The 13,247-nt window shown below is 41.4% G+C and carries 9 protein-coding genes and 1 pseudogene; all 10 read right to left on the bottom strand.

Annotated elements, in window-relative coordinates:
* Window positions 1–72: 72 nt before the first annotated feature.
* Window positions 73–477 (bottom strand): hypothetical protein, encoded by a 405-nt coding sequence (locus JMY00_RS10275; RefSeq protein WP_201580098.1) that lies wholly within the window; start codon window positions 475–477, stop codon window positions 73–75.
* A complete protein-coding gene (locus JMY00_RS10270) occupies window positions 474–2,582 on the bottom strand; it encodes a site-specific integrase (protein WP_201580097.1) in 2,109 nt (702 codons plus the stop codon). Before JMY00_RS10270 ends, JMY00_RS10275 begins: the two co-directional genes overlap by 4 nt.
* Window positions 2,582–5,452 carry a site-specific integrase gene (locus JMY00_RS10265; protein ID WP_201580096.1) on the bottom strand — a complete coding sequence of 957 codons (2,871 nt, stop codon included), beginning with the start codon at window positions 5,450–5,452 and terminating at the stop codon, window positions 2,582–2,584. Before JMY00_RS10265 ends, JMY00_RS10270 begins: the two co-directional genes overlap by 1 nt.
* Window positions 5,449–6,684 carry a tyrosine-type recombinase/integrase gene (locus JMY00_RS10260; RefSeq protein WP_201580095.1) on the bottom strand — a complete coding sequence of 412 codons (1,236 nt, stop codon included), beginning with the start codon at window positions 6,682–6,684 and terminating at the stop codon, window positions 5,449–5,451. The genes JMY00_RS10265 and JMY00_RS10260 overlap by 4 nt, the downstream gene beginning before the upstream one ends.
* A gap of 99 nt (window positions 6,685–6,783) precedes the next feature.
* Window positions 6,784–7,413 (bottom strand): annotated as a pseudogene (gene thyA / locus JMY00_RS10255) (thymidylate synthase); the annotation flags it as partial.
* A gap of 148 nt (window positions 7,414–7,561) precedes the next feature.
* Entirely contained in the window at window positions 7,562–8,446 is an 885-nt protein-coding gene (gene lgt, locus JMY00_RS10250) for a prolipoprotein diacylglyceryl transferase (protein WP_057761969.1), read from the bottom strand.
* A gap of 305 nt (window positions 8,447–8,751) precedes the next feature.
* Window positions 8,752–9,450: an urea ABC transporter ATP-binding subunit UrtE gene (gene urtE / locus JMY00_RS10245; protein ID WP_057761967.1), complete on the bottom strand. Its 699-nt coding sequence runs from the start codon at window positions 9,448–9,450 to the stop codon at window positions 8,752–8,754.
* 78 nt (window positions 9,451–9,528) lie between these two features.
* Complete coding sequence (gene urtD, locus JMY00_RS10240) at window positions 9,529–10,383, bottom strand: urea ABC transporter ATP-binding protein UrtD (RefSeq protein WP_201580094.1); 855 nt, start codon at window positions 10,381–10,383, stop codon at window positions 9,529–9,531.
* On the bottom strand, window positions 10,383–11,453 hold the full coding sequence (urtC, locus tag JMY00_RS10235; protein ID WP_201580093.1) for an urea ABC transporter permease subunit UrtC: 1,071 nt from the start codon (window positions 11,451–11,453) through the stop codon (window positions 10,383–10,385). Before urtC ends, urtD begins: the two co-directional genes overlap by 1 nt.
* Window positions 11,454–11,463: 10 nt before the next feature.
* Window positions 11,464–13,191, bottom strand: a complete 1,728-nt coding sequence (gene urtB, locus JMY00_RS10230) for an urea ABC transporter permease subunit UrtB (protein ID WP_240990727.1) — start codon at window positions 13,189–13,191, stop codon at window positions 11,464–11,466.
* Window positions 13,192–13,247: the final 56 nt, after the last annotated feature.

Raw genomic sequence — 13,247 nt, 5'->3', positions numbered from 1 at the left:
GGTTTTACACCGATACAGAAACTCAATCAGGCAGCTTAATTCTATTTATTAGGTGTCTTAAGTTTGGGAGGGTTACCGTGTTTTATAGTAATCTCGTGACTCTCTCATTTTTTGTAACCGTTTGTCTGAGTGCTCAGCGACCCTTTTTATATCTTGATATTCGTTAAACCAGTAGATAACCTCACTTTGTGTTCGACTTAGCTTTGCTTCTAGCGCATTTTTTACATTGGCAGTGCTCAAACGTACTTGTTCTTTACGTGATTTCTCTTCGGTTTTCCGAGAGTCTCTGATCTGTTTAAGCTCTTGGACAGGCCAAACGCGGTTTGAGATGGTATTCCGATGAATACCAGTCATTTCTGAAAGTTGTGCTACAGTGGCTTTCAACCTCTTGTTGCCTTTAATGTCCGATAATGCCTTTTCCAATAGCAATGTGTTTGCATCATAATCATCGCTATTCTTTTGATCATAAGCATTCATAGTTCAATTTCCTCACCAAGATTTTCCAGTACCATTCTGGCTTCGTTCATTGCTGCTAGAACTTGCTCACGATTGTGCGAATATTCTGGTTTATTGAGATTAAGCTTGTTTAACGTATAAACTTCACGCCATTTAGGCGCATGTTTAGTAGTTACAACGGCTTGTTTGCATCGAGCTGGGTTGCAACGTAGTGAACCAATACATGGTAGGCTTGAATCATATTCTTCTGTTCTATTACCATAGCAAATCCCTTGGCCCATATACACTATGGCAACACCTTGATCTACCATAGCCTCATATACTTCCTCTTCCGTGTAGCCTTCAGCCATATATCCGCTAAACGTCTTAATTAGACCTTTTTTATGCTCATTCGCTTTACCGCCGTAATACGTGCCATTTGGATTATGGGCTGTTTTAATAGCCTCTAATTCAGCTGCTCGGCGCAATGATTTCTTATCACCTTTTCGGTTCCCATCTTTTGACAGCATTTCACCTATATCACCATACCCTAGCGTTACTAATGAAGTAGACCCAGCAGAGGTATAGTTAGAGACGCTATCCACAAAATGCTTCAATTGAAACGATATTAGAGGTAGACCTACTTCAGCCTTAAATAGTTGATATGTTAAGGTGTGTCTTAACATATATGGATTGAACTTTAGTTCTTTAGCAGTTTTTTCGCCTAATAGTTGGCTGATAAAAATATTCATTTGATGTGTAAGGCTGCTACTATACATAGCCTTAGGGAAACTACCAGGTTTAACAGTATCTACATTAGAAAGTAGGTATGGTGAGGCCTTGATTTTTGAAATATACGAGGCTGCTAATACTGCATCCTTAACAATTGGTATAGCTACCCATCTATCGTCAAACAAACCTGTACTAACTTCATCTTTATGCTTTTTGATCGTACTTTCAATTAGCCAAACGGCATCACTTTGAATTAAGCACGAACAATTCTGAACTCTTACTTCTGATAATTCAGATGGTCTCATACCAGTATACTGACCCACTAAATACGTGCAGGCATACGCCACGAGGTTAAAGTATTTCCTAAGATTATTTACTTTATAACCGCGTTCTATCAAAGTTTTACGTAAAGCGTATGGACCTATGACAGTGGTATCTTTATTTAGCATCCAGTCGTAGGGCTCGATTACATTTATAACAAAATTTGAAGAATAACCTTTAGCTCTCAATCTCTTAGCAATATACCCATATAGAATTTCGCGAGTGACACGTTCTTGACTAGCCCATGATAAATATTCGCTCGTATTGAAACGTTTTAGAGAGTTGGTATCTGATATCCTCTCACTGTCTCCTATAGCGTCTAAAAAATCTACTACAATAAAAGATGCAATCTTTGATAAAGATTCAAAGACCAAGTCTGGTAATACTTGATCTTTCTTTTCTTTACCAACATTCGCTATTCTCTTCCATTTCAGGCTATCTAACTCTACATGAGCAATAGGCTTTTCGAATACATACTTAACAGAAGCTGGGCTGCGTAAGTATTTAAAGAATCTATCTAACTCTACACCTCTTACACGATCATAATTTTTAGCCGCTATGGGATACAGTTCGGGTGTTATATCGCATAATGTTCTAATCTTTTTCTGAACAAACTCATAACCTAGTTCATGAGATGCTTGTTTGAATAGTTCATTGATAAATGTTAAACCACTTTCAAAAGTTGCAATCAAGGAGTTGGCTTTTAATGTTTTTTTTGATCGGCTTTTACCCTCGTTTTTCTGCAGCTTGAAGATGGAACTATTGAGCAAAGCCAACTCGAATATAATTTTCATTTCTATCAAAACAAATGCCGGAATCGCTGTATATTTCGAAAAATTGATTCGTAGCTTTGCACCTTGAACATTTCTTGCAGCATTAGGATAATCTTTATTAAAGTTCCAAACGCTATCAGAAAACTTTGATAGTGTTGATATGGGTTTGTCCATAAGAGACGTCATATACTCTATATCAAATGTGTGCTTATGCTGAAGGCACTCATTTCTCTGATCCGTAATAGGATTTAAGGCTTCTAAAACATAGAAACGATGTTTTGCAAAAGCTGTCAACACGTCTAATTTTTTTTCGTAGTCCATCAAATTACTCCATCAACTAGTGTAGTGGTTTCAATGTACTCTGCTAAACGCTGTCCATTCTTTAGATCCTCTAAGGAAAAGTCAGACAATGCTGGATCTGTAATGCCTTTTATTAGTTCCATATTCTCCGAAATGACATGTCCGTAGGGGGTGTCCATAACCCGAGTGTGCTCTGTCAAAAGCGTATAGTCACGCTTCATTGCAAAGATTTCAGGGAGGTTTTTAGCCGTAATAATGACATTGTCACAACCTAAACACTTATTATATTGTGAGCATGGAGTACCAGGAATATAGGATGAAAGGTTTTTTACAAAATCTGGAGGATCAAAAATATTCCTGCATTCTGCTAAAGGGGTATGGAAGGTTATTGCTAATTCGTTGGTATCTCTAGTTTGTAATTCTTGTGGTACTTCTTGAGTTTGTTTATTCAAAGTAGATTGATGTATTTCTTTTAGTTTATCGTTTATCTTTACTCTACTTATTGTATTGAAGTCAAAAGAGTCGAGGTAACCAATAGTTGTTTGAATTGAGGAGTGCCCTAACATGAGCTGAATTTCGCGTAAAGTCACTCCACTGTCTAACATCTCACTAACAAAGGTTGGTCTAAATCTGCTTATTGTAAGAGTTAACGGCTCTCCTGCGTCGTCCTTCAAATTATATTTATCAACAAACTTAGATAGGCTATTATTTAAGGCTTTACTATTTTTTCCTTTATTTCCTAGTAGGGGAGATACTCTTCCATGACTTCTACGACCGTTTGATTTGTAAATAAACAACCTATCGCTGCATGTATCATTCTCTATGTCTTTTCGAATACCGCCAGTTAACTGCTTTAGTTCTTCGAAAATAAATTTTATCGACTTAGCTTGAGACGATGTGAGCCATGTCAGTTCTGTATTGAAAAGGTCGAGATGATACTCCTTATAGCCATCAGAGCGCTCTTTCCAATATCTAAGACAAGGTCGCGATGTTGCTGGATGAGATTCTAGATAATCGTTTACGTTGAGAGAAAGTAAAGAATCTGTATTTAAGCCTGTAATTTGAGCAAGCCTTAAGAGGTAGGGCGTTAGTATGTCCATATTTATCATTGGAGTAACACCCCATTCGTCATATATCTCGCTCAGTCCTTTGTCTGAACTGGCAGTAATGTTCAAGAAAGATTTCTCGATAGGGGATTCTGCTGTATGGTAATGAACTGGCTTACACATCAAGGGGTTTTCAAACAGCCATCTCGCATTATCTAATGTAGAAAGGCCTCTTATTATACGACCTTTCTCATTCAAAGGATTTTTCCCTATACCAGTTTTTTTATAAGGTATGAGAGCTGCTCTAGATTGACACAATCCTTTTTCGATAGCATCTAATACCTGAATTCGCTCGTTCATTGTAAATGGCTTTTTCACGTCTGTTTCTCTACTTACAGCAAAGCCATTGATATCGAAAAAATTATATTCCAAATCCCGTACTTGGGTCAGCCTCCCCAGCGTTTTGCGTACTGAACTCAAAGCTGTATTCGCATGATGACTTGATATTTCTTTACTTATTATTTTTTTCTCTAAATATTTTCGATATCTAGATAGGAGATGCTCATCAAAAACTGTGACAATTTTTAAAGGTGAATTACCATATAGTTCAGATAAGAAATATATAAAGGAATTACTCGCAATTCTATAGTTACTCTTGCCTGATTCTGAAGAGACAGTTTTGCTAGTACAAGCAAACAGTTGCTCAACCTGAATAAACGGTTCTAGTTTTGAAGGAAAGAAGAAGTCATCAGCAGCATTTAACTCTCTGGCTGCCAGTCTATGAAAACGTTCTATCTGACTTTCACTATAGTTTTTTCTATTAACGTTCGCTTCACTTGTTCTTTCAGCAACGCTTTTATAATCTGGGTCAATAATTCCAAGTTTTTCAAGATCTTTGTGAATGAAGTCCCAAGCACTTCTAACAACATTAAATCTTAAAGAGGCTTTCGTTATAGGTAATTGTTCTGAAGACATTTTTCCTATCGAAATCTTATTACCAAAAATAGGTAAAGTATGCTTTTCTTTTTCAGATAACTGTCTGTACCAATTCAGTAGCTTCCTCCTGCTTTCGATGCCAGCAGCTTCATAGCTCCCATCTGGTATTACTAGAATCCCTTCTTCAATCATCTTGTCGATCAAAGGGTTCGTAAGCTCCCTGTAACGTTGTGCAGCAGAACTTGAGACACCTACTACAGCATGTTGAATATGCTTGACGGCTATACCAAAGCCTAGAGCATTCTCAGCCTTACTAATTGGTATTTCCCACAATGTTTCTGTATCTTCAACTGTTCTTGACACCCACTCTAAGATAGCAGTTTCGGCGTCTTTAATAAGACGCTTTCTAGATTCGACTGTATTATAATCAGTACTTATAATTCCCAGTTTACAGAGATCTTCGTGAATCTCATCGATTGTTTTTGCTACCAATTCATATTGAGTTGCTAAAACATTCCAGTAGCCCTGCTCGTGTCCTATTGATTTGAAGCAAACATTGTTTATAGATTTAGTCAAACGAGGAAGGTTTTTCTTATCATTAAAACTTAGATTGCTATACCAATATAGTATTCTCTGTCGAGTTATATTTTCTCTACTAGAAGCTCCTTTTGCGACAACCTTCATCTCAGCCATTTTCTCTATCAATGGAACGGTGAGGTGCTTTCGTTTATTAGCTTCACTGACCGTGATAGATGTCTCTTTCGCTAAAAATTTAGACATAATATTGACGCCCCAAGGGTCCTTGAAATGGCTGCTAAGTGGTAAGGCTAAGAGTTGGTTTGGACTCTTTAATAAGCCCTCCACCCATGTACTTACCAATTGGTCAGTGGCTATTCCATCCTTTTTCATTTGATGTCCTTAATGCCAATTTTCAATTGTGTCTGTTCTGATAAGCGCCTCATCTTCTCAGCTCTAGTTAGTAAGTCCCCATTCTCATCACAAATAGTATTATAAATTTCCTGAGGAATGCTGGTATACATTTGGGTAGTACTGAGGTGGTTATGACCTAAGTTTTTTTGTACGATAACGAGCCGATCTAGGTAGTCGGATCCTAGGTCATTTGATTGCAATATTGCATAGGCATTACCATGCCGTAGCTTGTGAGGAGAGATTATTCTATCGAGGCGACCTTTCTTTATTGCACGTTTGCTGATACGTTCAAGTAACTCGTTTATCGCTTTACGTGTATAAGGAGTGCCTTTAGCATTAAAAAATGCTGGGGTTTCATCTGGATTTACATATTTGCGAGCATGTTTTTTGTAGAGCGGAGACGCATGATATTTCTGTATACGTTTAATGGTTGCCGAACTAACTAACGTCCATCGTGGTTTGATTTGATTTCCACGCCCCTTGCTACCTTTGATGGCTAAAGGTACGTAGTCTGCATGAATAGGTTGATCGGACTCTACTGAAATGAACTTTTCAGAGTTAAAGTTGACAGTATCTCTAAAATCTTTAAGAGTAACCCTGATCAACTCCGAACGCCTCACGCCAGAGTCATACAAAAACTGAAGTATTACTCGTTCTCGTTCTAATCGAGTAGATTGAATCAATATGAAAAGATCATCAAGAGTGCATGAAGTAATTGGTGTACGCTTTGGTAGTTTTGAAAAGTATCCATTACTATATGGATTATCCTCTCTAAGCGGCTGACGGTCTTCTGTGCGACTGCAGAGGAAATGAAGGAAGGCGTATATTGCTCCATCACGATTTCTAATAGTAGCTGAACTTCTATGTTCTTCAACACTTAAGAAAGTACAGTATTCCTGAATTACATACCCTGGGACTGTAATGAAGACCTCATCAGTTTCATCATCGCTATAGTCTGGACGACTACGGATATACTTTAAGAAGTAAGTTAGGTTTTTGCCATATGTATTTGCTGTTTCATGAGCAATCTTTTCGTGCTTGAATTGATATGATAGATACTCAGAGATAAGAGGGAGAATTTTACCACTATCATCAAATACACCAACCCCATTCACTTTGACTTTCTGATCCAGTAATAGGTCTGGTATTTCACTAGTTAAATAAGATTTTGATAGGTCTAATTCTCTATTGGAACAAATCTTAATATCCATAATACAGGCCAAAGTAATACATAGATTAAATTGTATATCATATTATGCATGACCTGATGTTCACTATAAGTATAGAGGAATGAGATGTTCCTAGGCTGCTAATAATTCATACTGTGAATTATCATTATAGGGGAATAATAGGAATAAGTCAGCCGAACGCTGATACAGCTGGCACGACAGCTTGTTGTCTGCGACAAAGAACTGAAATAACGTATGACATGGTGGTAGGGCTACTTGCTCTGCTTCACCTGGATTCCAGCCAGAAACAATCAAACGGCGTGAATTCGGATTGGTCTTTATCTGTTCAACGACTTGTGCGATTTGATCGACGCCATCAGCGTTATAACTGGCATCTTCATTTTTGGTCGCGCCATAGTTACGCCATTGATGACCATAGATAGGACCCAAATCACCAGCAGGTCTGTTAAAGCGTGCTGTCTGTTCTGCTGTTGCCCACTCATTCCAAATACGAACGTTATTCTGTTGCAGATAGTCAACATGAGTACTGCCACTTAAAAACCACAATAGCTCATAAGCGATAGATTTAAAGTGAACCTTTTTGGTTGTTAGCAGTGGAAAGCCATCTGCTAAGTCAAAGCGTAGCTGCGCGCCAAAATGGCTAAGCGTACCAGTACCAGTACGATCGCCTTTTTCGGTGCCATTGTCGAGAACGTGGCGTAGCAAATCTAAATAGCCTTGCTCGTTATTACTTTGGGTGCCATTGATCATAAAATGCTCTTTAGTTACTGCTGACAGCGTATACAGGCTAGATGGGTAGTCGATATAAACACTGTCATTATTGAAAGTATTGCTAGGATAAGCGTTTTGATAGCAGACCCTATTTTAAATCATCAACCTTTATCACAAAAGGGTAGGCTTAATAAGCAGCTTGCTTACCCCAGTCATAGATGCCGCGTTTATAGGCGTAACCGATCAAGAACAGGCCGATAATTATCATTGGGGCGCTTAGTATCTGACCTTTGGTCATCCAACCCAGCAAGATGAATCCTTGGTCGATGTCTGGCTGGCGAAAGAACTCAATGATAAAGCGGCTAAAGCCATAACCAAGCATAAAGACACCGGTCACTGCCATCCGAGGACGGGGCTTCGATGAGTACCACCACAAGAATAGAAATAACAGGAGACCTTCTGCAAGGGCTTCATACAGTTGCGACGGGTGACGAGGCAACAGGTACTGACCATTGACTTCAGTCATCAGATCTTGTAGCGCAGGATTGGCTTGTAGCTGCTGCATATCAACACTAGCGGCCTGCGGGAAGTAGGTCAACCAGTTATAGCCACCGTCAGATACGCGGCCCCATAGTTCGGCATTGATGTAATTACCAATACGTCCGAACAATAAACCAGTTGGTACGCAGGGAACGACAAAATCGAGCACTTGGAAAGGTGTCTTTTTATATTTGCGGGCAAAATACAGCATACCCAACATGACACCAATCAGACCGCCATGGAATGACATACCGCCTTCCCAGACCTTGAACAGATAGGCAGGGTTTTGGAGTAGCTCACCGAACTGATAAAATAATACATAGCCGACACGGCCACCTAATATCACACCAAGTGCGCCAAAAAACACTAGGTCAGAGACCATATCTGTCGTCCAGCCTTCACGCTTGGTACTGCGGTACCATGCCAGTCCGTAAGCGGCGGCAAATGCCAACAAATACATCAGCCCATACCAATGGACTTCGACAGGTCCAACTGCTAATGCTACAGGATCGTACTGAGGGTGAATCATCATAAAGGCATCATAATATTGATAATAAAATGCTGACTATAATAGCAAATTTCGTTCGCTGGGCATACATAATTGCTATGACGCCAATCAGGGGGTATTGGTAATGTGAGTTCCTGAGGTAGTGCAGAATGTATAGGCTAAGAGTCAAAAAATATAAGAAGTAAGGTAAAAAAAGTGACTTTGATTAGGGATTGTTTTCGTGATGATATGTAATATTGGTAGCTAGCAGCTTGGGATAAAAATGCCATTTTTAGTATTATCGAGCGTTCACTACCAATTTGTATTATTACATCTATTATTAAAAGAAATTAGATGGCGACCAGATCTTGTACTTTGTTTTCGACCATCGTATCGCCTGCGCCTTGTGAGACTACCTTGCCGCGTGATAGTACCGTGTAATTGTCAGCAAGCTCTTCGGCAAACTCATAGAATTGCTCAACCAGTACAATGGCCATGTCACCTTTATCCGCTAGGTCACGCAGGACTCGGCCAATGTCTTTAATGATAGAGGGCTGAATACCTTCAGTTGGCTCATCTAAGATGAGCACAGTCGGCTCGGAGGCTAGAGCACGGGCGATAGCAAGCTGTTGCTGCTGACCACCAGACAAATCACCACCGCGGCGATGTTTCATCTCATCGAGTACGGGAAAAATATCGTATAAATGCTTGGGTACATGTTTGGCCTTGCTGCGTGAAAACTTTGCCATACCAATTAATATGTTCTCTTCTACCGTCAGTGTCGAAAAAATATCGCGTCCTTGTGGTACATAAGCCAGCCCAGCTCGGACACGTTGCTCTGGAGACATCTTGCTGATATCTTTATCATTGAGCAAGATCTCTCCTGATTTAATCGGCAATATCCCCATCAGGCATTTAAGTAGCGTAGTTTTGCCCACGCCATTGCGTCCAAGTACCACGCTGCACGCGCCTACAGGTGCTGTAAACGAGACATCTCGTAAGATATGACTGCCGCCGTAATACTGGTTGATATCGTTCACTTGTAACATGGCTGTCTCCTAAACTCTAAAACTTTTCTAATATTTTAAAGGGAATATTCGTTTGGCTCGTCTAGATGATTCGTTCGGCTATCGACCTAAGTAGGACTCAATCACTGCCTCATTGGCTTGCACTTCAGCTAACGTACCTTCGGCCAAAATCGCCCCTTGTGCCAATACTGTGACTTTTTCACTGATAGCATCGATAAAGGTCATGTCATGCTCAACTACTACTAATGTATGGTTCTTTTTAAGCCGTAGACACAGCTCGGCGGTATGTTCTGTTTCGGCATCGGTCATACCTGCTACGGGCTCATCAAGCAAAATTAGCTTGGGGCTTTGCATCAGTAGCATGCCAATCTCTAACCACTGTTTCTGCCCATGTGAAAGCAATCCAGCGGGCTTGTTGATCTTATCGGTCAAACGAATCTGCTGTAGGGTAGCGTCGAGGGTATCGCGAGTATCGGCATTTAGTTTGTTAAATAAGCTTTTGACCACACGTTTGTCTTTTGGCGCAGCAAGTAACAGATTATCCATTACCGTAAAGTTCTCAAAGACAGTAGGTTTTTGAAACTTACGTCCGATACCAGCTTCGGCGATTTCTTCGGTAGATAAGTTAGCAAGATTGTGGGTTTGACCAAAAAACACACTGCCTTCGGTAGGGCGGGTTTTTCCTGTAATGACATCCATTAATGTGGTTTTACCAGCGCCATTGGGGCCAATAATGCAGCGTAGCTCACCTTCTTCAATATATAGTGACAGATTGTTGAGTGCTCGAAATGAATCAAACCAAACACTTAAATCTTCTAAATATAATGCAATGCCATGGCTAAAATCGACGCCTGATGGCTTTGGGTGACTGAGACCGTCACGTCCATCAGTATGATCATATTCGGATAGCGCTTTGGTCGATTGTTCAGTCGATGAGGACTTATCGTTTAGCATTATTGTTTCTCCTTTTTGAATCGATCGAACAAGCCCATAATGCCATTGGGTAAAAACAACGTCACTACGACGAATAGCCCACCTAATATCAATAGCCAAAATTCAGGGTAGGCGACCGTAAAGTAGGTTTTTACAGCGTTCACCACACCAGTTCCTAAGATCGCGCCAATTAAGCTTCCTCTACCACCAGTCGCTACCCAGACGGCTATCTCAATTGAGTTCACTGGGTTCATCTCACTCGGATTGATAATGCCGACTTGCGGCACGTATAGCGCACCAGCGACACCAGCGATGACAGCGGATAATACCCAAGCGGATAGCTTGTACCACAGCGTACGGTAGCCTAAATACTGCAAGCGGTTTTCGCTGTCACGAATCGCACCAAGTACGCGACCATAAGGTTGGTTCATTAAATGACGCAAACCCATATAAGAGACTAATAAGGCTACGGCCGTGACAAAGCACAGCATAGAGCGGGTAGAGGCAGCGGTAATGTCATAGCCGAGTAAGGTAGTAAAACCAGTAAAGCCATTATTACCACCAAAGCCTGTCTCATTACGGAAGAACAGCAAGGCTGCTGCATAGACCATGGCTTGAGTGATGATAGAAAAGTAAACGCCTTTGATTTTGGAGCGAAAAGCAAAGAAACCAAAGATAAAAGCAACCAAGCCAGGCACTAATACGACCAGTGCGACTGCCCACCAAAAGTGCTGTGTGCCCGCCCAGTACCACGGCATTTCGGTCCAACTCAAGAAACGCATAAAGTCCGGTAAGCCATCGCCTGCTGTCTCACGTGTTAGGTACATGCCAAACGCATAACCACCCAAAGCAAAGTACAGGCCATGCCCCAAGCTCAAAATACCGGCATAGCCCCAGACGAGATCTAGTGCCAAAGCCACCATAGCTAGCGCCATGATTTTGCCAATCAGGGTAATCCAGTAGGCTGAAAGGTGAAAGGCTGAGGTCTCTGGCATAAGATGTAGCCAAGGCAGTATCAGTAGTATGGCAAAACATAAGCCAATTAAAACAGCACTACGCGGCGTATCAGACAGTAATTTGGTCAGTATCATAGGAGTCTCCTTATTCGACAAAGCGGCCTTTGAGTGCAAATAAACCTTGTGGCCGTTTCTGAATAAACAGAATCACAAGAACCAACAACACAATCTTAGCCAATACCGCACCGATACCAATCTCAAGTACCGTACCGCTGACTCCAAGTCCTAAGGCGGCTAGTACTGCACCCCATACTTGTCCGACACCGCCAACGACGACGACCAAAAACGTATCAATAATATAAGTTTGTCCCAAATCAGGACCTACGTTGCCCACTTGAGCAAGCGCGCAGCCTGCCATACCAGCCAGACCAGAGCCCAGACCAAATGCCATCATATCGATACGTGCAGAAGGAATACCAACTGCTTTTGCCATTTGACGGTTTTGGGTGACTGCTCTTATAAATAATCCAAATCGGGTCTTATTAAGTAAGTACACCAGTAGCGCCACGACAATGACGGTAAAACCAATAATAGCAATACGGTTGTAAGGCAGTACCAAACTTGATGACACTTGATACGCACCGCTGAGCCATGCCACGTTACTGACTTCAACGTTCTGCGCACCGAAAATCATCCGCACTAATTGCATCAAAATGAGACTCACACCAAAGGTCGCCAGTAAGGTTTCTAGCTCGCGGCCATATAGTGGACGAATCACGATACGCTCAATAATCATACCGATAACAGCGCTGACTAAAAACGCAGCTGGAATAGCGGCAAGCAAATACCAACCTGCCATATCTGGCATATAAGCTTGAAAGAAGTTTTGCACCATATAAGTGGTATAGGCCCCAATCATGATTAGCTCACCGTGCGCCATATTAATAACGCCAAGCAAACCAAAGGTAATGGCAAGACCAAGCGCCGCCAGCAGTAAAATACTGGCGGTACTCATACCTGTGAAAATATGACCCGTCCATGTGCTGATTTCGATACGCCGTGACACGCTAGATTCAGCATCGATAAGTGCAGCTTTAAGCGAGGCATCTAAGTTATCCGCAGCGAGGGCAGACTCGATATCGACCAATACTTGTGGGTTATCACTATTTGCAAGTAGATTGACCGCTGTAATCTGAGTGGGTAGGTCGCCGTTTTTGAAATCAATACGAGCTTGTAGTGCCGTTAGTGCATTTTTGACTTTAGCATTGTCCTCATTTGCTGCAGCGATTGTGATAATGGCTGGGTCTACTTGGTCAATATTATCGGCCAAAATCTCTACAGCTTGCAGGCGCTGTGCGGGCTTGTCAGAAGCTAGCTTTACCTTGGCTTGACCAAAGATGAGCGCTGAGCGAAGGGCATTGGTTAGGGTGATTTGTGATAAATCACTTGGCCAATCGTTAGTCTCTTTTTTATCAGGATAAGTAAACAGCTGATCATCTGCATTGAGCAGATACGTTTGCCCACTATTGCCTTGATACAGTTCATCATTGGCAATGAATTCAACCAAACTATCTAAACTCTCAACGGATCCTGGCCAATCACTTAGCATGGCTTGGCGCTTACTAAAATCACCGGCTACAAATTGTTGAATGGCATCGCCTGAACTTGTAGTTGCTACTGAGGTATCTGAGGTGGTTTGAATGTTCGCAGGCGTGAGCAACGATTGCTCACTATGAGCGATATCCGTATCGTGGTCATGTACCTGACCATCATGATCGGCATACGCCGTGGTGATGAAGGTTGTTATGCATAATGCCATCAATGCAAGTAATCGCAGAGGCGCATAAATTGAAAAACGAGCCGCATACTGCATGACTTCACTAGCTGATGCTTGTGGGTTATTTCCATTTTTGGACGATGTTGGCCCTA

It is taken from the genome of Psychrobacter sp. Pi2-52 (assembly GCF_904846705.1).
Classification (GTDB): domain Bacteria; phylum Pseudomonadota; class Gammaproteobacteria; order Pseudomonadales; family Moraxellaceae; genus Psychrobacter.
The sequence above is the reverse complement of the archived record's forward strand: the minus strand, read 5'-3'. Positions and strand labels throughout refer to the sequence as shown.